Source organism: Microbacterium rhizophilum, assembly GCF_039605615.1.
Lineage (GTDB): Bacteria > Actinomycetota > Actinomycetes > Actinomycetales > Microbacteriaceae > Microbacterium > Microbacterium rhizophilus.
In genome coordinates this window covers 628544-650487 of sequence record NZ_JBCNUN010000001.1, presented here as the reverse complement: position 1 = coordinate 650487, position 21944 = coordinate 628544, and the positions used below count along the sequence as shown (strand labels likewise).

The following is a 21944-nucleotide window of genomic DNA, read 5'->3' as shown; positions in this document are numbered from 1 at the left end:
CGACGCGCCCGGAAACGCGGATGCCCCCGGTCCGAAGACCGGGGGCATCCGCGTACGGGGCTCAGTGCGAGTCGTGACCCGACTCGAGCTCCCGCGGGCTGGGGCCGTAGCCGTGCAGCTCGTGGTGCTGGTGCGAGACCGCGGCGTCGAGCTCGGACTGCGAGAGCGGTGCGAGGCGGTCCTCGAAGAACCAGCGCGAGAGTCCCGCGCGCACCTTCTCGCTGAAGGGGATCCGGCCGCGCTCGTTCGGGCGCAGGATGAGGGGAGCGTAGGTCTCCACGTCGACCAGCTTCCAGCGCTGGTACTCGTTGACCGGGCGGTGCACCTCGCGGTACTCGCCGCCGGGCATGCGCACGATGCGACCCGACTCGTAGCCGTGCAGCGCGATCTCGCGGTCCTTCTTCTGCAGCGCGATGCAGACGCGCTTCGTGACGAAGTAGAACAGGATCGGCAGCAGGATCAGGCCGAACTGCAGGAAGCGGATCACGCCCTCCATCGTGAGCATGAAGTGCGTCGCGATGATGTCCGACGAGGCGGCGGCCCACAGGACCGCGTAGAACACGACGCCGGCGGCGCCGATCGCGGTGCGGGTCGCTGCGTTGCGCGGGCGCTGAGCGATGTGGTGCTCGCGCTTGTCGCCGGTGATCCACGCCTCGAGGAAGGGGTAGATCGCGACGAGCACGATGAACAGGCCGAGCACGATGACGGGGACGAAGATGCCCATCGACAGCGTGAACTCGCCGAGCGGGATGTCCCAGTTCGACGGGGCCAGACGCAGCGCGCCGTCGGCGAAGCCGATGTACCAGTCGGGCTGCGTGCCGGCCGACACGGGGGACGGGTCGTACGGCCCGTACGCCCAGATCGGGTTGATCTGGATCTGCGAGGCGATCAGCACGATCACGCCGAAGACGATGAAGAAGAACCCGCCCATCTTGGCCATGTACACCGGCATCATCGGGTAGCCGACGACGTTGCCGTTGGTGCGGCCGGGGCCCGCGAACTGCGTGTGCTTGTTCACGATCATGAGCAGCAGGTGCACCGCGACGAGCGCGATGACGAGCAGCGGCAGGATCAGGATGTGCAGCGTGTAGAGGCGGCCCACGATCTGGTCGCCGGGGAACTCGCCGCCGAACAGCAGGAACGACGTCCACGTGCCGATGATCGGGATGCCCTTGATGAGGCCGTCGATGATGCGCAGGCCGTTGCCCGAGAGCAGGTCGTCGGGAAGCGAGTAGCCCGTGAAGCCCTCGCCCATGACGAGGATGAACAGCACGAAGCCGATCACCCAGTTCAGCTCGCGCGGCTTGCGGAACGCGCCCGTGAAGAACACGCGCAGCATGTGCACGCCGATGCCGGCCACGAAGACCAGGGCGGCCCAGTGGTGGATCTGGCGGACCAGCAGGCCGCCGCGGATGTCGAAGGACAGGCGCAGCGTCGACTCGAGCGCCGACGACATGGCGATGCCGCGCATGGGCTCGTACGCGCCGGTGTAGTGCGTCTCGGCCATGGACGCCTGGAAGAAGAACGTCAGGAACGTGCCCGACAGCAGCACCACGACGAACGACCACAGCGCGATCTCGCCGAGCATGAACGACCAGTGGTCGGGGAAGACCTTGCGACCGAGGGCCTTGACGAAGCCCGAGATGCTCGTGCGCTCGTCGATGTAGTTCGCGGCGGCGCCGACGAACCTGCCGCCCAGGGGCGCGTCGGACGTCGTGGTTCCGGGCTTCTCAGTGACGGTGGTGGTGCTCATCAATGACGCTCCCAGAAGCTCGGGCCGACGGGCTCGGTGAAGCCCATCTGCGCGACGAGGTAGCCCTCGTCGTCGACGGTGATCGGCAGCTGCGGCAGCGGGCGCGCGGCGGGGCCGAAGATGACCTTGGCGTGCTCGGTGACGTCGAACTGCGACTGATGGCACGGGCACAGCAGGTGGTGCGTCTGCTGCTCGTACAGGGCGACGGGGCAGCCGACGTGCGTGCAGACCTTGGAGTACGCGACGATGCCGTCGTACGACCAGGACTTCTTCGACTCCTCCTCCTTGAGCTGCTCGGGAAGCAGGCGCATCAGGAGGACGATGGCCTTGGCCTTCTCCTCGAGGTAGCCGTTGCTGTGGTCGAAGTCGTTGAGCGCCTCGGGGATCACGTGGAAGGCGGAGCCGAGCGTGACATCCGACGCCTTGATGGGAAGGCCGCTCGGGTCGTGCACGAGTCGCTCGCCCTCCTTCCACAGCGTCTGGTTCAGCAGCGCGACCGGGTCGCCCGCGATCGGGTTCGCCGGCGTGGAGTGCGGAGCGAGGCCGCGGAACAGCGTGAGGCCGGGCAGGATCGACGCGCCGACGGCCGCGAACAGCGAGTTGCGGATCATCTTGCGACGTCCGAAGCCCGACTCCTCGTTGGCGATCGTGAACGCCTCGACGGTCGCGGCGCGGGTCGCCTCGGAGCCGCGCGTGGAATGGCGGTCCTCGACGTACTCCCGGTCGCTCATGAGCGCCTTGGACCAGTGGATGGCGCCGACGCCGATGGCCAGCAGCGCGAAGGCGATGCCGATGCCGATCCACATGTTGTTGTTGCGGATCGCCAGCATCGACTGGTCCTCGATCGGGAACAGCATGTAGGCGGCGACCGCCCAGATGCTGGCCGCGACCGAGATGTAGAACAGCGTGTAGACCGTGCGATCGGCCCGGCGGTCGGCCTTCGGATCCTTGTCCGTCACGCGGACCCGGTGCGGCGGCAGGCCGGGGTTCTGCAGGGGGTCGGCAATGGAAACGGCCAGGCCGGGGGAGGGCGTGAACGCCTCCACCTCGTGCGCGTCGCCTTCGTTCGCCATGGTGTTCCTCGTCAATTCGTTCGTCATGCTCAGTGCGCCCGCGTCAGTTCGACTTCGCCGTGATCCACACGGTGATCGCGATCAGCGCGCCGATGCCGAAGATCCACACGAACAGGCCCTCGGAGACGGGGCCGAGCGCGCCGATCGTCTGGCCGCCGGGGGCCGGCTCGTTCTGCTGGTAGAGCAGCGCCGAGATGATGTCGCGCTTGTCCTCGGGAGTGAGGTTCATCTCGTTGAACACGGGCATGTTCTGCGGGCCGGTGACCATGGCGGCGTACATGTGCAGCGCGCTGGTGTCCATGATGTCCGGGGCGTACTTGCCCTCGGTCAGGGCGCCACCGGCGGCGGCCACGTTGTGGCACATCGCGCAGTTGATGCGGAAGAGCTCGGCTCCCTTGGCGACATCGCCGCCGCCGTCGAGCAGGTGCTCCTCGGGGAAGTCGGGGCCCGGCGCGACGGACTGCACGTACTCGGCCATCGCCAGGATCTGCTCGTGCGAGAACTGCACGGGCTTCTGCGGAGCCTGCACGTCCTGGTGCTGCATGGGCATGCGGCCCGTGGCGACCTGGAACTCGACCGCGAGCGCGCCGACGCCGTAGAGCGACGGGCCGTTGTCGGTGCCCTGCAGGTCGAGACCGTGACAAGTGGCGCAGTTCGACTGGAACAGCTTCTGGCCGTCGTCGGCGGTGAGGGCGGTCTGGGCGCTGGTCTCGGACGTCGCGGCGACCGCGGCGGTCGCGCCGGCGTAGACCCCGCCCGTCAGCAGCAGGCCGATGCCGATGAGGGCGGCTGCCGCGAGGGGGGAGCGTCGGCCGTTCGAGCGGCTCTTCTTCTCTCGTGCCATAAGGGTGATGTAGCTCCGCTCTTACTTGAGGAAGTAGATGACCAGGAACAGCGCGATCCACACGACATCGACGAAGTGCCAGTAGTACGACACGACGATGGCGGTGACGGCCTCCTTGTGACGGGCGCGCTTGACCGCGTAGAAGCGGCCGATGGTGAGCAGGAACGCCACGAGGCCACCGGTCACGTGCAGGGCGTGGAAGCCCGTCGTGAGGTAGAACGCCGAGGCGTAGGAGTCGGCGCTGATCGGCATGCCCTCGGTGACGAGCGTCGCGTACTCCCAGACCTGGCCCGAGACGAAGAACGCGCCCAGGGCGAAGGACACCCAGAACCACGGGACGACGCCCCAGCCGACGAGGCGCTGCAGCAGCGGGCTCTTGAACTTCAGGCCCTCGGCCGCGAAGACGCCCATCTGGCACGTGACACTCGAGAGCACCAGCACGATCGTGTTGACGAGCGCGAACGGGACGTTCAGCAGCTCGGTGCGCTGAGCCCACAGCTCCGGGGAGGTGCTGCGGAGCGTGAAGTAGATGGCGAACAGGCCCGCGAAGAACATGACCTCGCTGCCGAGCCAGACGATCGTGCCGACGGCGACAGGGTCGGGTCGCTTGACTGTTCTCGGTGCCGGGGCGAACGTAGCTGGTGCAGTCACCCGTCCATTATTGCCGATCCTGAACGTGGTTTTCGGCAACTTCGACACCGCGTCGAAGTAAGGACCGCCTAAGTGCCGGCTGTGGCCCCCGCGTGAGATCACCGTGAATCCGCCTGACTAGGATCGCTCGTATGGCGGAACCGACCTGGCCGGATGTCCTCACGACCGTTCTCTCGCGCGCGAACCTCAGCGTGTCGGAGGCGACCTGGGCCATGCGACAGGTGATGGAGGGCCGCGCCACGCCCGCCCAGCTGGGCGGATTCCTGCTCGCGCTGCGCGCCAAGGGCGAGTCGGTGGAGGAGATCATCGGCTTCCGCGACGCGATCCTCGAGGCCGCCGTGCCGCTGGACGTCGACCCGAACGTGCTCGACATCGTCGGCACCGGCGGGGACCGCGTCGGCACCGTGAACATCTCGTCGACCGCGTCCATCGTGATCGCCGCGACGGGCGTGCCCGTGGTCAAGCACGGCAACAAGGCCGCCAGCTCGCAGTCCGGATCATCGGATGTGCTGAGCGCGCTGGGCATCGACCTGCGCCTGCCGCCCGAGGCCGTCGCGGGCGTGCTGGACCGCGCGGGCATCACGTTCGCGTGGGCGGCGGCGTTCCATCCGGGCTTCCGGCATGCGGGCCCGACGCGCGCCGAGCTCGGCGTGCCGACCGTGTTCAACTTCCTGGGGCCTCTCGTGAACCCGGCGCGCGCCGAGGCGAACGCCGTCGGCGTCGCGAACGCGGATGTCGTGCCGCTCATCACCGGCGTGTTCCGCACGCGCGGCGCGACCGCGCTGGTGTTCCGCGGCGAGGACGGCCTCGACGAGCTCACCACCACGGGGTACAGCCGGATCTGGGAGATCTCCCGCGGCGACGTGCACGAGTTCGACATCCATCCGCGCGACGTCGGCCTCGCCACGGCGCAGCTCGAGGACCTGCTGGGCGGCTCGCCGGAGCACAACGCCGACATCCTGCGCCGCACGCTCGCGGGAGAGCCCGGCGCCGTGCGCGACATCGTGCTGCTGAACGCCGCCGCCGGCATCGTCGCGTTCCGGCTGTCGCAGGATCCGTCGCAGGTCCAGCGCGGCATGATCGAGCGCCTGGCCGAGGCGCTGGTCGACGCGGCCGCCGCGATCGACGACGGCCGGGCGACCGCGAAGCTCGAGCAGTGGATCGCCGCGACCCGGGAGCTGAGCGCGCAGCACTCGCAGGACTGAGCCGGCCGGACAGGAGGGGCGATGGATCCGATCGAGGCGCTGAACGAGATCGCCTTCCTGCTCGAGCGCGAGCGCGCCTCGAAGTTCAAGGCGAAGGCGTTCCGCACCGCCGCCGCGACGGTCGCCGGCCTCGACGAGGCGACGCGGCAGGATCCGGATCGCCTGCGTCGCGCGAAGGGCATCGGCGCGTCCACGTTCGCCGTCATCGAGCAGGCCCTCGCCGGACGCGTGCCCGACTACCTCACGGCCCTGCGCGAGCGGGTCGGCGACGTCCAGCAGTCGGAGCTGCGCGGCAGGCTGCGGGGAGACCTGCACTCCCACAGCGACTGGTCGGACGGCACGACGCCGATCGATCAGATGGTCGCCGCGGCTCGGGCGCTCGGCCACGACTACCTCGCGCTCACGGATCACTCGCCGAGGCTCAAGGTCGCGCGCGGGCTGACGGCCGAGCGGCTGCGGCAGCAGCTCGAGGTGGTGGCGGACCTCCACGACGAGCGGTTCACGCTGCTGAGCGGCATCGAGGTCGACATCCTGAGCGACGGCGCGCTCGACCAGGAGCCGGAGCTGCTCGACGAGCTCGACATCGTGGTCGCCTCGGCGCATTCCGAGCTGCGGATGGAGGCGCCCGCGATGACGCGGCGGCTGGTCGCCGCGGTCTCCAACCCGCGCGTGACGGTGCTGGGGCACGTGACCGGTCGGCTGGTGTCGGGGTCGCGCGGGACGCGGCCGCCGTCGACGTTCGATCCGCGGGCCGTGTTCGAGGCCTGCGCGGAGCACGGCGTGGCCGTCGAGATCAATTCGCGCCCCGAGCGCGAGGACCCGCCGGACGAGCTGATCCTGCTCGCACTGGAGACCGGATGCCTGTTCTCGATCGACAGCGACGCGCACGCGCCGGGCCAGCTGTCGCTGCTCGACCACGGCGCCGAACGCGCCGAGCGGCTCGGCGTGCCGGCCGAGCGCATCGTGACGACCTGGCCCCTCGCGAAGCTGCGGGCCTGGGCGTGGGGCGCATGACCGCGCGCCGCGCCTTCCCGTGGCTCGTCATCGCCGGCGTGCTGGTCGCGGCGCTCAGCCTGCGCGGGCCGATTCTGTCGGTCACGCCCGTGCTGCGGGACATCGCGCGCGACTACGCGCTGGACGGTGCCACGGCGTCGCTGCTGACGACCTTCCCCGTGCTGATGTTCGCGGTGCTGACCCCCGTGGCGGCGCTGATCATCCGGCGCGCGGGCCCGGAGCTCGCGCTGATGGCGTGCCTCATCGCGGTCGCCGCGGGCACGCTGATCCGGGCTCTGCCGGGATTCGGATGGATGCTCGTCGGGATGCTCGTGATCGGCGCCGGCATCACGATCGGCAACGTCGTCATCCCGGTGATCATCGGGCGCGACGTGCCCGCACCGCGGGTCGCGACCGTCACCGCCGCGTACACCGCGGCGCTGAACGCCGGGTCGCTCGTCACGACGCTGACCACGGCGTCGATCGCGGCGGTCACCGGCTGGCCGCTCGCACTGCTGCTGTGGATCGCCCTCACGGCGATCGGCATCCTGATGTGGGCCCTGCACCTGTGGCGCGACAGGATGCCAGGGCAGCCCTGGGACGAGCGGTCGCTCGGCGAGACGCCCCTGACGACCGCGACCGTGCCGATCGTCGCGTCGCGGCCGCGCGCCGTGCTGCGTCAGCCGGTCGTGTGGCTGCTGCTGGCCGCGTTCGCGTGCCAGTCTGCGGCGTACTACGGCATGTCCACCTGGCTGCCGGCGATCCTCGGCGACCTGATCGGCGCCGACGCGACGCTGGCGGGCGCCCTGGCATCTCTGTTCCAGGGCGTCGCGATCCTGGGCCCGTTCGTCGTGCCCGTGCTGGCCCGGCGGCTGCCGCTGGCGGTGCCGGCGGTGCTGATCGCGGTGTGCTGGCTGGGGTTCTCCGGCGGGATGCTGTTCGCGCCGCAGCTGTTCGCGCTGTGGGTCGTGCTCGGCGGGGTCGCCCATTCGGGCGGCTTCGTCGTGATCTTCACCGTGATGGTCGGGGTCTCGCGCTCCGCGGAGGAGACCGCGACGATGTCGGCGATCGTGCAGGGCGGGGCCTACGTGGTCGGTGCCGCGAGCGCGCCCGTGCTCGGCGCGCTGCACGACGCCACGGGCGCGTGGGATCTCCCGCAGACCGTCATCGTGGCGCTGACGGCCGGCTTCGCGGCCTGCCTGCTGACCGCGGTCGCGCGCGTGCGCCGCTGACGCGCGTCCGCGGATCCGGATCAGGCCAGGGCCGCGAGGACCCGATCCATCGACGTGCCGAGGCTCCAGCGCCCAGCGAAGTCCCGCGCGCGCGCCGTGGCGGTCTCGTCGGGGCGGGGGAGCGCCGCGTCGATCTCGCCCAGGTCCAGATCGGTCGCGACGGCGACGACCTTCGGCGCCACGTCGAGGTAGTCGGCCGCGGCGGCGAACTTCGCGCGCACGCCCGCGGACATGCCCTCGCCCGCCTCGGCGGCCGCGCGGATCCCGGTCAGGTCGCCGTGCGCGGCGAGCAGCGTCGCGGCGGTCTTCTCGCCGACGCCCTTCACGCCCGGGAGGCCGTCCGACGCGTCGCCGCGCATCGTCGCGAAGTCGGCGTACTGCGCGGCGTGGACGCCGTACTTGGCGACGACGACCTCGTCCGTGACGACCTCGAGATTGCTCATGCCGCGCGCGGTGTAGATCACGCGCACGTCCCGTTCGTCGTCGACGAGCTGGAACAGGTCGCGGTCGCCCGTGACGATGTCGACCGGCCGCGTCGCGCGCGTCGCGAGCGTGCCGATGACGTCGTCGGCCTCGTGCCGCGCCGCACCCACGGTCGCGATGCCGAGCGTCGCGAGCGCCTCGCGGATCACCGGCACCTGGACCTCGAGCGGATCCGGGACCTCCTCGACATCCGCGCCGCCCGAGACCACCTCGACCACGCGGTGCGCCTTGTAGGACGGGATCAGGTCGACCCGCCACTGGGGCCGCCAGTCGTCGTCCCAGCAGGCGACGAGATGCGTCGGCTCGTACGCCGTGACGAGCTTCGCGATGATGTCGAGCAGCCCGCGCACAGCGTTCACGGGCGTGCCGTCGGCGGATCGCACGGTGTCGGGCACCCCGTAGAACGCCCGGAAGTAGAGGCTGGCGGTGTCGAGCAGCATGAGGCGCGAGGTCACGGCTTCAGTGTGTCATCCCGCGTCAGTGGAAGTCGCGGGCCGCGTGCTTGACGCCGACGCGGAGGTCCTCGAAGGCGTCGGCGACGATGTTCGTCACGCCCTCGGGGGAGCGCTCGAGGATGCCGCGGGCGATGAGGGCGGGGCTGTCGCGCACGATGCGGCGGTAGCGGTTCCAGACGCCGACCGAGCAGATCACGTTCACCAGGCCGTGCTCGTCCTCGAGGTTGAGGAAGGTCACGCCCGACGCGGTCGCCGGGCGCTGCCGATGGGTGACGAGCCCGGCGACCTCGATCCGGCGGCCCGTCTCGTGCGAGCGCAGATGCGCGGACGGCAGCACACCGCGCGCGTCGAGCGCCTCACGGAAGTGGGTGAGCGGATGATCCGTGGTCGAGATGCCGGTCGCCCACAGGTCGGCGGCGAGCTGCTCGTAGCTGGTGGGGTCGGCGAACAGCGGGGGCTGCACGCCCTCCGCGCCGATCGGGGTCATGGTGTGCGGCAGGAACTCCGGGCGGTCCTGTGCAGCGGATCCGGCCAGCCAGATCGCCTCGCGTCGTGACAGGCCGAGGCACTCGAAGGCCCCGGCGGTCGCCAGCGCCTCGAGGTGCCTCTGCGCGATGCCGGTGCGCCGCACCAGCTCGTGCAGGCCGCGGTACGGGCCGCCGCGCTCGCGCTCGGCGACGATCCGCGCCGCCGTGTCGGCGCCGATCCCGGTGACGCCGGCCAGGCCCAGCCGCACCGCGAAGGCGCCGTCACGGCGGTGCGCGGCCGAGTCGTCGGGGGCGCTGCGGTCGAACTTCCGGGGCGCCGGATGCACGCGGACGAGACACGTGTCGAGGCCCGTCGTCCCGGCGTCGCCGATCGCCTCGAGCACCTCGGTCGCGCCCGAGCGGTTCAGGTCGGGGCGACGCACCTCGACGCCGTGGCGCCGCGCATCGGCCGTGAGCGACGCGGGCGAGTAGAAGCCCATCGGCTGCGCGCGCAGGAGGCCCGCGAGGAACGCGGCGGGATAGTGCAGCTTGATCCACGACGACGCGTAGACCAGCAGCGCGAACGACAGGGAGTGCGACTCGGCGAAGCCGAAGTTCGCGAACGCCTGGATGCGCGCGTAGATGGCGTCGGCCACGTCCGGCGCGATGCCGTTGGAGGCCATCCCGGCGTAGAGCTTGTCCTTCAGCTTGTCGATCCGCTCGAGCCCGCGCTTGGATCCCATCGCGCGCCGCAGCTGATCGGCGTCCTCGGGCGTGCACTCCCCGACGGCCACCGCCATCTTCATGAGCTGCTCCTGGAACACCGGGATGCCCAGCGTGCGCTGCAGCACCGGCTCCAGGTCGGGGTGGTCGTACGTGACCTTCTCGTCGCCCATCTTGCGGCGCACGAACGGGTGCACGGCGCCGCCCTGGATGGGGCCGGGACGGATCAGCGCGATCTGGATCGCGAGGTCGTAGAACTCGCGGGGCTGCAGGCGGGGCAGCAGGCCCATCTGCGCGCGCGACTCGACCTGGAACACCCCGATGGAGTCGGCGCGGCACAGCATGTCGTAGACCGCGGCCTCCTCCTTCGGCAGGGTGTCGAGCGCCCACTCCTCGCCCGTGGCGTCGCGGATCAGGTCGAAGCAGTGCTGCAGGGCCGACAGCATGCCGAGTCCCAGCAGGTCGAACTTCACCAGCCCCATGGACGCGGCGTCGTCCTTGTCCCACTGGATCACGGTGCGCTTCTCCATGCGGGCGTGCTCGATCGGCACGACCTCGCCGATCGGGCGCTCCGTGAGCACCATGCCGCCCGAGTGGATGCCCAGGTGGCGCGGTGCCTTCAGCAGCTCGGTCGCATAGAGGATCACCTGATCCGGGATGTCGTGGTCTGCGCCCGTCTCGAGGCCGGCGCCCCAGCCCTCCACCTGCTTCGACCACGCATCCTGCTGCCCGGGGGAGTAGCCGAGCGCGCGGGCCATGTCGCGCACGGCGTTCTTGGGGCGGTACTGGATGACGTTCGCGACCTGGGCGGCGTTCTCGCGTCCGTACTCGTCGAACACCCACTGGATGATCTCCTCGCGCCGGTCGGAGTCGAAGTCGACGTCGATGTCCGGCTCCTCGTCGCGCAGCGACGACAGGAAGCGCTCGAACGGCAGGTCGTAGGCGATCGCGTCGACCGCCGTGATGTCCAGCAGGTAGCAGACGGCGCTGCTGGCCGCGGAGCCGCGGCCCTGGCACAGGATGCCCCGGTGGCGGGCCTCCTGGACGATGCCGTGCACGATGAGGAAGTAGCCGGGGAAGTCCTTCTGCTCGATGACGTCCAGCTCGCCCGCGATGCGCCGGCGGTCCTCCGGCGTGAGGTCCGGGTACTTCCTCGGAACCGCGGCCCAGACGAGCTCGCGCAGGTGCGACATCGGGGTGCGCCCCTCGGGCACCTTCTGCTTCGGCAGGGCCGGTCTCATGGTGCGCAGCGCGAAGGCGAGCTCATCCGCGAGCGGCACGGTGCGCGCGACCGCGCCGGGATAGCGGGCGAAGCGGGCGGTCATCTCGGCGCCGTCGCGCAGGTGCGCCGCGCCGTGGGCGGTCAGCCAGCCGTCGAGATCGGCCATGCTGCGCGTGGCGCGCACGGCGGCGACCGCCTCGGCCAGTCGAGCCTTCCCGGGGGTCGCGTAGTGCACGTTGTTGGCGGCGATCAGCGGCAGCCCACGCTCGGCCGCCAGCGCCGCGAGCACGTCGTTGCGGCGCGTGTCGAGCGGATCGCCATGGTCGGTGAGCTCGACGTGCACGCTGTCCTGGCCGAACAGGTCGACGAGCCGGTCGAGGGCGGCGGCCGCCTGCGCGGGCGCATCCGCCGCGTCGTCCCGCGCCAGCGCCCGGCGCACCGAGCCCTTGCGGCATCCGGTGAGGATCACCCAGTGCCCATCGGCGCGCTGCGCGAGCTCGTCGAGGTCGTAGAGCGGGCGCCCCTTCTCGGCGCCGCGCAGCTGGGCGTGCGTGATCGCGGCGGCGAGGCGGTGGTATCCCTCCTCGCCGCGGGCCAGCACGAGCAGGTGCTCGCCCGCCGGATCCGGGACGCCGTTCTGCGGGGCGGGCAGGCCGAACGACAGCTCGGCGCCGAACACGGTCTTCACGGCGGTCGCCTCGGCGGCCTCGGCGAAGCGCACCAGGCCGTAGAAGCCGTCGTGGTCGGTGAGCGCCAGGCCGTGCAGTCCCAGGCGCTCGGCCTCCTCGACCAGCTCCTCGGGCGACGAGGCGCCGTCGAGGAACGAGAACGACGAGTGCGCGTGCAGCTCGGCGTAGGGCACGGCGTCCTCGGGACGCACGATGGGCGGCGCCTGGTACGCGCCGCGCTTGCGGCTCCACGCGGGGCTGTCCCCGCCGTCCGCGCCGGTCGGACGCGCGTCGGGGCGGCGGCCGCTGAGCGCCCGCTCCAGCTCGGACCAGGAGATCGGAGGATTCTGCCAGCCCATCAGCAGCCGCCGTTCACGTGTAGCGTCCCTCGAGCCACCAGCGGTCGTCCTCGAGCACGAGCAGCCAGGCCGTCTGATCCGCGTCGACCACCTGGAAGCGGTGGGCGCGGCGGGCCCTCGCCGGATCCCACTGCCGCTCGATCACGGGCCACGGGCCGGCCCACGCGGCGATCCGGCGCCCGTCGAGCACGGCCGGGGGCGCGGACATCCCGCCGCGTTCGTCGACCGCGACGGGGGAGCCGTCGGACGCCGCGACGGCCGCGGGCCGGGGCGTGCGGTACACCTCGCTGGGCAGGGGCTGCGGGAGGCTGCCCGGCCACGGCAGGTCGCGGGGGTGGGCAGGCCGCTCGGCATCGCCCCACGGCACGCGCCGCTCGCGCTCGCCGAGCCAGCGGCCGCCCGCGAGCAGGGGCGTGACGACGCCGCGGTGGCCGAGCATCGCCTGCACGCGCGACATGGCGTGGTGCAGGCGCTCGTCCGGGCCCTGCCCGAGCAGCGCGGGCTGGTGGTGCACGGTGTCGTCGACCGCCTCGGGCTCGATGCGCACGAGGGCGACGCCGCCGTTCTCGCCGCCGAAGGCCCCCTCGCCCTCGAGCGTCGCCTGCAGCTGCCAGCGCACGCGGTCGACGAGCGCGGCCGCGTCGAAGCACGTCGGATGCAGCCACACCCGCTCGCTGCGGCCGCCGCGGTCGTCGAGCAGGGTGATCCGCACCTCGGTGCACACCAGCCCGGCCTCGTCGAGCCCTGTGATGACGTCCTCGGTCGTGGTGCGCACGGCGAACGCGACCTGCTCCGAGAGATCGAGCGGCGGCTCGAACTCGATCTCGCGCGCCAGCTCGGGCGGAGGCACGCGCGGCACCACGGGGCGGGAGTCGGATCCGCCGGCCAGCGCGTGCAGGCGCGCGCCGTGATCGCCCAGGCGGTCGCGCACCGCCGCGAGGTCGAGCGCGGCGAACTCACCCAGGGTCTGCACCCCCAGGCGGGCCAGCAGCGCGACGAGGTCGTCGTCGCCGCCCACGGGGGAGAGCGCCGCGACCGTGAGCGGCGACAGGAACGCCGCGGATGCGCCGCGCGGGACGACCCGGATGGATGCGGGGCTCATCAGGCGCGCCGCCTGCTCGGCCGTGAACAGGCCGTCGGCCACGCCCGCGCGGGCGTCGGGGACGCCGCAGGCCGCGAGCTCGTCGAGCAGCGCGCTCGCCGCGTCCTCCTCGCCGCCGTAGAACCGGGCGGGACCGCGCGCGCGGATGGCGCACAGCCCGGGACGCAGCGGCTGCACGCCGGGGGTGAGCTGCTCGAGCCGCGACAGCACGGGGCTGAAGGCGCGCTCGTCCCGCCCGGGATCGGCGGGCACGAGCCGCAGCCGCGGGCATGCGCCCTGGGCGTCGCGCCGACGCTGGCCGCGGCGCACGCCCTCGCGGCGGGCGGAGGCCGAGCAGGCCACGATCCGGTTCGCGCGCATGATCGCGATGGGGGCGTCATCCGGATCCGGGCCGGGAACGGCCTCGCCGTCGAGTGCCCGGGCCGCCGCGCGCGCCTCGCTGCGCCGCAGCGCGGCGACCGGCCAGTCGGGCAGCCACAGGACGATGACCCGGGTGGGAGGGACGCTCATCCCGCCACCGCCTCGAGCCGGCCGACCGCGCGCCACTCCGGCCGCCGGGTCGCGGTGCTGGTCGCGACCGGGGCGCCGAGCGGGCCCGGCAGCTGCACCCGCACCGAGCGTGGCACGGGGAAGCGACGCCCGACCGCCTCGATCGTGACCTCCCGCGCGGCGAGCAGCCCGTGCCCCTGGCCGAGGCCCGTCCATTCGGGGTCGCGCAGGCGCAGCGCGGCCTCCGCCTGCGGCCATGCGCCCTGCACGAGCAGCACGCCGCCGCGGTCGCGCAGCTTGGCGCCGAGGCGGGCGGTGTCGGCCTCCCGCGCCGCGCGGGGCGGGCGCACGGCGACCACGGGGAACACCTCGGCCACCGCCGAGGCGACCGCGAGCCAGCGGTCGCCCGGATCCGGCACCAGGGCGAAGCGCTCGAGGTCGACGCCGTAGCCCTCGGCCGCCTCGGCGGCCAGCTCGGGCATCCCGATCGCGGCGCACCACGACCCGGCGCGCGAGGGAGCCGCCATCAGCGCGAGCAGCAGGCTCGTGGACGCGTCGAGGCTGTAGACCGCGCCGGGGCGCAGTCCGCGCTCGGGGAACAGGGGAGCGAGTGCGGCGTGCACCGGCATCGCGTCGATCTGCGCGCTGCGGCGCTGCATGCGGGTGATCTGGGCCCGCAGGCGCTGCACCTCTGCGGCGGTCTGCGCTCGCGGACCGGCCGCCTCGGCCGGCGCTGCCCCCCAGCGGGAGGCCGTCTCGTGAAGTGCCATCCCCATCCCTCAAGAATAGAACTGATGTTCGAAGAAGTCGATCTCGCTTCGAACGCTAGTTCGTACATCCGACATCCGGGATCCGGATGCCCGAGGGGTGGGGTCGCGGGGCGGGATCAGCCCCGGATCAGCGCGGTGACGCCCGCGATCGCCGATGCGACGGCGAGCAGCAGGGCGATGCCGATCAGCACGGCGTGCACGGTGAGGAACCGCGTCGGCCGCCCGGCCGCGTCCCGGGCGCGCGGGTCGCGGGACACGCGACGGTAGAAGGTCGGCCAGACGAGCACGTTGAAGACGGCGTTCGCGAGCAGCAGCACGGCCAGGAGGAGCATCACCCGACGAGCCTAAGCCGCCGGGTGGGCAGAGGTGCCCACCCCGGCGCGCGGAAACATCGTCACCATGAGGGGCATGACCGAACCGAGTCCCCAGGAGCGCCTGGTCGATCCGCACTCGGCCGCCGCCGCGAAGGTCGGAGAGCGGATCGCCGAGCTGCGTCGCCGCGCGCGGCTGAGTCGTCCCACCCTCGCGGACTGCGCCGACCTCGATGTGCGTCATCTGCAGCGCATCGAGCGCGGGCATGGAAACCCCACGCTGCTGAGCCTCATGCAGATCGCGATCGCCCTGGAGGTGCCGCTGGCCTACCTCGTCGACGAGGTGACGCCGGAGGACATGCCCGGCACCCGCCGCCCCTACGGGTACAGCACACGCGACATGCAGACCCGCCGCCGCTACTACGCCGGCAACGGGGCGCTCGACCTCTGAGTCCGCCCGGGCGGATCAGGCAGCACCACCTCTACCGTCGCCGACAGCCGCGGCGCGCGACCGAGACCGACTAGAAGCCGGGCGGTTCGCCGGGGTCGGGCGGCGGATCGACGTCGTCGGTCGGGACGAAACGCACGACCGGCGCGGGGATGTCCTGCATCCGGCGACCGGTGGGACTGCGCCACGTGATCGTGCCGTCGGGGCCGTGCTCGGCGGTCCAGTTGCCGTAGTGCTTGAGCAGGTGGTGGCTCCGGCACAGCGCCCCGAGATTGGACACGGCCGTGGGGCCGCCCTCGGCGTGGGCGATCGTGTGGTCGAGGTCGCACCGCGCCACGGACCGTCGGCAGCCGGGGAACCGGCAGTGCTCGTCTCGTGCGCGCAGGAACCGCTTCTGCTCCGCCGTGGGGACGTACGAGTCGACGGTCCGCAGGCATCCGGTGCCGGGATCGATGAACAACCGCGACCAGAGGGTGGCGCCGCCGGCCAGGCGCCGAGCGGTCTCGGGGTCGATCGGTCCGTGCCCGGCGAGGAAAGCCGCGTCGTCCCCGATGCCCGTGAGCGTGGTGGCCGGGATGGTGACCTGCACCGTCGCGCGGATCGCCGCCAGCGCGTTGCCGCCCGACTCGTCCGCCACGTGCGCGGACGGGATGCCGGTGAGCATCACATCCGCGAGCACATCCGCGCGGATCTGGTCGAGCGTCCGCTCGTCCGCGACGTCATCGGCGCCGGCATCGGCCCGGCGGGCACGTCGGACGGTGATCGCCATGCTCGTCCCGCGATTCTGGATCGCGTGCGCCTCAGCCGTCCCGGTCAGGAGGCAGAACAGGCCCATGCCGTCCTCGCGGTCCTCCACCCAGGACCTCCGGTCGGCGAACGCGACGTCGTGCCGCTCGACGACGGTCGTGGGCTCGCACTCCTCGGCGATGGCCTTCGCGATCACGCGCAGTCGACCCGGTGACTGACCGGCCGACCGCTCCAGCACGAGCTGCTCATAGCGGCCCCGAGCGCTCGGATCCGTCAGTCGCAGACCCTCGTCCGTGATCGCGGTGGCGTGCGCGCGGGACAGGCGCCCGTCCACGAGCGCGGAGAACGTGCCGGGGAACTGCTCGATCAGAACGGCGGCGTCGTCCATGCGGCCGCGGATCGTCCGATCCGACGCGTTCGTGGCCGCCGCGATGTCGGCGGCGATCGCCCGCACGGGCAGCACCCACCCGGAGGGGGCGCCCATCTCGGCCATGATCTCCAGCCCGTTGTCCTGCGCGGCCTTCAGCAGCATCGCCTTCGCGGCCTCCGCGTTCGCGATGATCAGGTCGGCCGACGCGACGGCGTCGATGATCGTGGACAGCACCTCACGACGCGCGGGATCGAGGTCCCATCGCTCCGCGAATGACGTCCTGGCCATGACTCCAGTGTCCCACCGGCCTCGGACATTCCTTCGAGACTCAGATCACGAACGACCACGCCCACTCCCGCGCGTCGTCCGGGCGGAACCACGCGATCGTGACCGTCGTGTCGTCGAGATCGCAGCCGCACAGGCACAGTTCGCGCGACTCGCCGGGGCGCATCCGCCCCCACGTCTCGAGGTCTGGCGGGGCCGTGCCGTCGGCGACGTAGACGCGGACGAACTCCGCCGCATCCGCGCCTTCGTTGCACAGCAGCGGATGCGCGGGATCGTCGCGGTCCACATGCCAGGGCACGCGGTACGCGTCGGGAACGGGGGGCTCGGCGGGGTCGAGGGCTCGCAGCATGCGGCCGACCGTACGAGCGGCCGGCGACGCGCGACGGCCTCAGGACGCGTCGGAGGACGGATCCGTGGACGACTCGATCGAAGAGGGCGCTGGGGACGAACGATGCGGGATCACGCGCCCCACGGCGCCGCCCACGATCGCGCCGATCTTCTTCGCGCCGTGCAGGGCCGAGTGCTCGAGTCGCTGGGCGCCCGGCAGAGGCTCGAGCTCCGACGCGAGCACGGCCGGCGCGGCGCCGAACGCCTTCCGCGAGGAGACCACGACGCGGCGGCCGAGGATGTGGTTGCCCGCGCCGCCGATCACGGCGCCCACGCCGAACGGCATCGCCTTGCCGATCAGCGACGCGCTGCCCTTGGCCGCGAAGCGGTGCAGGAACGACTTCTTCAGGCGTTCGAGCAGCGGACCCACGCTGGCGCGGGGGAGCGACTTGGTCACGAGCTCGCCCCAGTAGGCCGAACGGCTGCCGGTGCCGGCGGCCTGACCAGCCAGCTGCTTCACGAGGTTCACGGCGTCGTCGCCGAGCATCATCGTCAGGACGAGCGCGCGGGCCCGATCCGGCGAGTCGATCGCGATGCCGTGCACCTCGGCGAGCGACTGCGCGAACAGCGCGGTCGCCTCGAGGAAGCCGACCGTCTCGGCACTCGCGAGCCCGAGCGTCACCGCGGTGCCGACGCCCGGCACCACAGCGGTGGCGCCGACCGCGGCACCGCCCGTCGTGACCGCGGTGAGGTAACGGTTCTCGAGGATCCGGACGATCTGATCCGGCGTCGCATCGGGGTGACGCAGCCGGACCGACCGGATGTTCGCGATCACGGCGGGACGCTGGATCCGGATCACCCGATCGAGGGTCCGCACGAGGAACGGATGCTCGTCGTGACCAGCGGGCGGCAACCCGCCCTTCCAGGCGGCGTCGTCGGGCAGCGAGTGGATCTTGTGGACCTTGGCGGACACGCGCGAGATCCTAAACGGCGGACGCGAACGGCGCCTGAGCGGACTCAGACGTACTCGTTGGCGTGCACCAGGTCTTCGGCGGTGTCGATCTCGACCGCGTACAGGTCGGAGATGTCCATGGGCTGCAGCTTCACGCCGTCGTGCTGGATCGCCAGCTCGAGACCGCGCTCGAAGTAGTCCTGGTCATCCACGCGCGCGAGGTGGCGCATGAACGCCGGCTTGTCGGCGCGCGAGATGTAGTTGATGCCCACGGCCTCGCCGATCCCGCCCACGACGGTCTTCGAGAGCTCGGCGATGTGGCCGGTCTCGTCGATCGTGTACTTGACCTCCTCGTCGCTCACCTTGGCCGTGTTGACGGTGACGAAGGAGCGGTCCTGCTCGATGAACGAGATGGCGCGGCCGAGCACGCGCGGGTCGAAGACGACGTCGCCGTTCATCCAGAGCACGCCCTTCTTGCCGGTCGCCTGCAAGGCGCGCAGGAGGCTCTTGGACGTGTTCGTCTGGTCGTAGCGCTCGTTGTGCACGTAGGTGGCGTCGGGGAACGCGTCGATGATCGTCTCGGCGCGGTAGCCGACGACCTTCGTGATCTTGACGTCGGATCCGAACGCGGCGTGGATGTTGTCACGCTGCTGCTGCATGATGGAGCGGCCGTCGCTGAGCTCTGTGAGCGGCTTGGGCAGCGCGCGGCCGAGCCGCGAGCCCATGCCCGCGGCGAGAATGACGATTCGGAAAGACATCTGTTGCGCCCCCTGCAGTGCTTTGTTCGCGATCGGTTCACCGACCGGTCACCTCGATGTGCGCCTCCATGTTAGCCAGGGATGCCTGAGAACGGCCAGAGATGGCCTCTGATCGGCAATTCTGTTTGCGCAACGTCACGGATCGAGCACATCCGGGCGCGTGTCGGTGGCGGTTGCTACGGTGAAGCGGTGACGACTTCGCCCCTGGATGACGACGCCGGCGCCACGAGCTCGGGCGGTGGTGCGGCGGCCGCCCCGGGCGGACCGGCGCAGCGCCCGGCGGCGAAGCGTCCCGCGGGCAAGCGCCCGGCACGACGGCCCGCGTCCCCGCGGCCCGCGGCGAAGCAGGAGCAGGACGACGCGCATGCCCCGGCGGCCGCTCAGCCGCGCAAGCCCGCCTCTCCGCGCAAGCCGGCGGCGAAGCGGCCCGCGACCCCGGCGAAGCCCCGCTCGGGCACGAAGACCTCCGCGGCGCGCAACGCGACCGGGCGCTCCGCGGTCGCGCAGCCCGCGGCGCTCGACTCGGCCACCGAGGCGGAGGGTCCCGCGACGCTCGTCGCTGTGCTCGAACCGCCCGCTCCGACGGACGAGGCGGTGCAGGATGCGCCTCCGGCGGCGGAGGAGGACACGGTGCAGGATGCGCCTCCCGCGGCGGAGGAGGACGTCCCCGCGGACGAGCCGAGCACGGAGGTCGTGGAACCCGCAGCGGAGGAGGACGCCCCTGCGGACGAGCTGAGCACGGAGGTCGCGGAACCGGCAGCGGATGACCCGCCGACCGTGGACGAGGCGCCGGCGCCGGTGGTCGACGAGGCACCCGCACCAGCCGTCGCGGATCCCGAGCCCGAGGCCGACGAGAACGCCACCGCGATCCTCGACGTCGAAGAGGAGAGGGGGGCGGATCCTGCCCCCGAGGGGGCCACCGCGCCGCGTCCCGACGCCGCGCCCGCGCTCGTCCTGCGCGGGGTGTCGCGGTCGTACGGCGGCACGACGGCCGTGGCGGGCATCGACCTCACCGTGCCCGCCGGATCCTTCTACGGACTCGTCGGTCCCAACGGCGCGGGCAAGACCACCACGATGTCGATGATCGCGGGCCTGCTGCGCCCCGACCGCGGCGAGATCACCGTGGCCGGCATCGACATGGCGAAGAAGCCGCGGGCGGCGAAGGCCCTCATGGGCGTGCTGCCCGACCGCCTCCGGACGTTCGACCGCCTCACGGGGCGCCAGCTGCTCTACTACTTCGGCGTGCTGCGCGGGCTGAAGCCCGACGTCGTCGCCCGGCGCACCGCCGACCTCGCGCGCGCGTTCGACCTCACCGACGCCCTCGGCCGCGTGGTGTCCGACTACTCGGCGGGCATGACGAAGAAGGTCATGCTGGCGGGCGCGATGATCCACTCGCCGCGCCTGCTCGTGCTCGACGAGCCGTTCGAGGCAGTCGACCCGGTCTCGTCGGCGAACATCCTCGAGATCCTGAGCGCGTACGTCGCCCACGGCGGCACCGTGCTGCTCTCGAGCCACGGCATGGATCTGATCGAGCGCGTCTGCACGCGCGTCGCGGTGATCGTGGCGGGGCAGCTGCTCGCGGAGGGCACGGTCGCCGAGGTGCGCGGCGAGCTGACGCTCGAGCAGCGGTTCGTCGAGCTCTCCGGAGAGGTCAGCAGCATGGAGGGCCTCGAGTGGCTGCACACGTTCTCCGACTGAGGCTCGCCCTGATGGCGGGCTCCCTCCGGGGGACCGCACCGCAGATCGTCTCGCGCGGCCTCGGCCTGCTCGTGCTCGCCGCCGTCGTCGTGGCGGTGTGCGCGGGCACCCTGACGCTCGTGGACGCGCCCGCGCCCGTCGCCTTCGCCCTGCTCGTGCTCGCAGGTTCCGCGGTCGCGCTCTCGTTCGCGGCCGCGCCGATCGTCGCCGGAGCCGTCGACCCGCTCGATCCGCGGCGCTTCGCCGTGCTGGGGCTCGAGTCGCAGCCCCTCGCGTGGCTGCTCGCCGGGGCTGGGTTCCTCAGCGTGCCGGTGCTCGCCGTGCTGGCGTTCGACGTGTGCGCGGCCGTCGTGTGGGCGGCCCACGGCGTGCCCGGTCTCGTGAGCGCGCTCACGGCGATCCTGCACATCGCGACGTGCGTGATGCTCGCGCGGCTGAGCACCGCGTTCGGCTCGGCCGTGCTGCGTCCGCGGCGCACGCGCGAGCTCTCGGGGCTCTTCGTGCTCGGCATCGTCGTCGTCCTCGTCCCCGTGATCGTGTTCCTGTCGTCCCTCGAATGGGAGGGGCGCGTGCCGAGCGCTCTGGCCACGGCGGCCGAGGTGCTCGGTCGCACGCCGATCGGCGCGGCCGCGGCCGTGCCCGGCGCGCTCGCGCTCGACGACGGCGCGGCGGCGTGGCTGTCCACGCTCGTCGCGAGCGCGACGCTCGCCCTGGCCGCCGCCGGATGGCTCCTCGCCGTCGAGCGCGCGCTCACCACGGTCGACAACCCGGCGGCCGCGACCGGACGGGGCGGTCTCGGCTGGTTCGCCCTGGTCCCAGGGACGCCGGCGGGCGTCATCGCGGCGCGCGGGCTCGTGTACTGGCTGCGCGACAGCCGGTACATCGTGAACTTCGCGATCATCCCGGTCGCGGGCCTCCTGCCGACCGTGCCGCTGCTGGTCGCGGGCGTGCCGGAGCCCATCGTGGCGCTGGTGCCCGTGCCGATCATCGCGCTGTTCTTCGGGTGGCTGCCGCACAACGACGTCGCCTACGACTCCAGCGCCGTGTGGATGCACATCGCGGCGGGGGTGCGTGGCGTGTCCGACCGGCTCGGGCGGCTCGTGCCCGTGCTGGTCATCGCGCTCCCGGTGCTCGCGATCGCGATCCCGATCGCCACCGCGCTGTACGGGCGGTGGGCCGTGCTGCCCGCGATCTCCGGCGTCGCCGCGAGCCTGTTCCTGACGGGCCTGGGCCTGTCGAGCGTCGCCTCGGTCATCGCGCCCTACGCGGTCTCGCGCCCGGGCGATAGCCCGTTCCAGCAGCCGCAGCGGGCGGACTCGACCGGCGTCGCGGCGCAGGCGATGGTGATGCTCGGCACCATCATGCTCAGCGCGCCGGCGCTGTGGCTCGGCTGGCTCACGGTCACGGAGGACGTCGAGCGCGCCATGGCCACGATGTGGACCGGGATCGGCGTCGGACTGGGCGTCCTGCTGGTCGGCGTGGTGCTCGGATCCTGGATCTTCGAGCGCCGCGGCGAGCGGATCATGGCGTTCGCCGGCACGACCTGAGGCCCCGGTCGC

At 72.1% G+C, this 21944-nt stretch carries 19 protein-coding genes; 6 read left to right on the top strand and 13 right to left on the bottom strand.

Annotated elements, in window-relative coordinates; all coding sequences use genetic code 11:
• Positions 1–61: 61 nt before the first annotated feature.
• The 4 genes from qcrB to ctaE are packed head-to-tail and all read right to left on the bottom strand — an operon-like array spanning position 62 to position 4321.
• On the bottom strand, positions 62–1753 hold the full coding sequence (qcrB, locus tag AAD528_RS03265; RefSeq protein ID WP_345750587.1) for a cytochrome bc1 complex cytochrome b subunit: 1692 nt from the start codon (positions 1751–1753) through the stop codon (positions 62–64).
• Positions 1753–2826, bottom strand: coding sequence for a cytochrome bc1 complex Rieske iron-sulfur subunit (qcrA, locus tag AAD528_RS03260; protein ID WP_345750586.1), 1074 nt, complete (start codon positions 2824–2826; stop codon positions 1753–1755). Before qcrA ends, qcrB begins: the two co-directional genes overlap by 1 nt.
• A gap of 43 nt (positions 2827–2869) precedes the next feature.
• A complete protein-coding gene (gene qcrC, locus AAD528_RS03255; protein WP_345750585.1) occupies positions 2870–3670 on the bottom strand; it encodes a cytochrome bc1 complex diheme cytochrome c subunit in 801 nt (266 codons plus the stop codon).
• Positions 3671–3691: 21 nt separating this feature from the next.
• Positions 3692–4321, bottom strand: a complete 630-nt coding sequence (gene ctaE, locus AAD528_RS03250; protein ID WP_345750584.1) for an aa3-type cytochrome oxidase subunit III — start codon at positions 4319–4321, stop codon at positions 3692–3694.
• 131 nt (positions 4322–4452) lie between these two features.
• On the opposite strand from ctaE, the gene trpD reads away from it, so the two are divergent.
• The 3 genes from trpD to AAD528_RS03235 are packed head-to-tail and all read left to right on the top strand — an operon-like array spanning position 4453 to position 7751.
• Positions 4453–5526, top strand: coding sequence for an anthranilate phosphoribosyltransferase (trpD, locus tag AAD528_RS03245; protein ID WP_345750583.1), 1074 nt, complete (start codon positions 4453–4455; stop codon positions 5524–5526).
• Between the two features lie 21 nt (positions 5527–5547).
• Entirely contained in the window at positions 5548–6540 is a 993-nt protein-coding gene (locus AAD528_RS03240) for a PHP domain-containing protein (RefSeq protein WP_345750582.1), read from the top strand.
• Positions 6537–7751, top strand: coding sequence for an MFS transporter (locus tag AAD528_RS03235; protein WP_345750581.1), 1215 nt, complete (start codon positions 6537–6539; stop codon positions 7749–7751). The genes AAD528_RS03240 and AAD528_RS03235 overlap by 4 nt, the downstream gene beginning before the upstream one ends.
• A 20-nt stretch (positions 7752–7771) precedes the next feature.
• On the opposite strand, the gene AAD528_RS03230 is transcribed toward AAD528_RS03235, so the two are convergent.
• From AAD528_RS03230 to AAD528_RS03210, 5 genes are all read right to left on the bottom strand, one after another.
• Positions 7772–8689, bottom strand: a complete 918-nt coding sequence (locus tag AAD528_RS03230) for a 5'-3' exonuclease (RefSeq protein ID WP_345750580.1) — start codon at positions 8687–8689, stop codon at positions 7772–7774.
• 22 nt (positions 8690–8711) lie between these two features.
• Positions 8712–12128, bottom strand: coding sequence for an error-prone DNA polymerase (locus tag AAD528_RS03225; RefSeq protein ID WP_345750579.1), 3417 nt, complete (start codon positions 12126–12128; stop codon positions 8712–8714).
• Positions 12129–12141: 13 nt separating this feature from the next.
• The gene (locus AAD528_RS03220; protein ID WP_345750578.1) at positions 12142–13740 is read right to left on the bottom strand and encodes a DNA polymerase Y family protein; all 1599 of its coding nucleotides are present in this window, start codon (positions 13738–13740) and stop codon (positions 12142–12144) included.
• A complete protein-coding gene (imuA', locus tag AAD528_RS03215) occupies positions 13737–14489 on the bottom strand; it encodes a DnaE2-dependent mutagenesis accessory factor ImuA' (RefSeq protein ID WP_345750577.1) in 753 nt (250 codons plus the stop codon). Before imuA' ends, AAD528_RS03220 begins: the two co-directional genes overlap by 4 nt.
• Positions 14490–14605: 116 nt before the next feature.
• On the bottom strand, positions 14606–14821 hold the full coding sequence (locus AAD528_RS03210) for an SCO4848 family membrane protein (protein WP_375339582.1): 216 nt from the start codon (positions 14819–14821) through the stop codon (positions 14606–14608).
• 76 nt (positions 14822–14897) lie between these two features.
• On the opposite strand from AAD528_RS03210, the gene AAD528_RS03205 reads away from it, so the two are divergent.
• On the top strand, positions 14898–15251 hold the full coding sequence (locus AAD528_RS03205) for a helix-turn-helix domain-containing protein (protein WP_345750575.1): 354 nt from the start codon (positions 14898–14900) through the stop codon (positions 15249–15251).
• A 70-nt stretch (positions 15252–15321) separates the two neighbouring features.
• On the opposite strand, the gene AAD528_RS03200 is transcribed toward AAD528_RS03205, so the two are convergent.
• From AAD528_RS03200 to AAD528_RS03185, 4 genes are read right to left on the bottom strand one after another with little or no spacing between them, the layout of a single operon-like run.
• Positions 15322–16653, bottom strand: coding sequence for an HNH endonuclease signature motif containing protein (locus AAD528_RS03200; protein ID WP_345750574.1), 1332 nt, complete (start codon positions 16651–16653; stop codon positions 15322–15324).
• A gap of 40 nt (positions 16654–16693) precedes the next feature.
• On the bottom strand, positions 16694–16999 hold the full coding sequence (locus AAD528_RS03195; RefSeq protein WP_345750573.1) for a hypothetical protein: 306 nt from the start codon (positions 16997–16999) through the stop codon (positions 16694–16696).
• 39 nt (positions 17000–17038) lie between these two features.
• A complete protein-coding gene (locus tag AAD528_RS03190; RefSeq protein ID WP_345750572.1) occupies positions 17039–17950 on the bottom strand; it encodes a hypothetical protein in 912 nt (303 codons plus the stop codon).
• A 44-nt stretch (positions 17951–17994) separates the two neighbouring features.
• Complete coding sequence (locus AAD528_RS03185; protein ID WP_345750571.1) at positions 17995–18687, bottom strand: phosphocholine cytidylyltransferase family protein; 693 nt, start codon at positions 18685–18687, stop codon at positions 17995–17997.
• 189 nt (positions 18688–18876) lie between these two features.
• Between AAD528_RS03185 and AAD528_RS03180 the strand changes: the two genes are divergently transcribed.
• Positions 18877–20385, top strand: coding sequence for an ATP-binding cassette domain-containing protein (locus AAD528_RS03180; protein ID WP_345750570.1), 1509 nt, complete (start codon positions 18877–18879; stop codon positions 20383–20385).
• Positions 20386–20396: 11 nt separating this feature from the next.
• A complete protein-coding gene (locus AAD528_RS03175) occupies positions 20397–21932 on the top strand; it encodes a hypothetical protein (protein ID WP_345750569.1) in 1536 nt (511 codons plus the stop codon).
• Positions 21933–21944 lie beyond the last annotated feature (12 nt).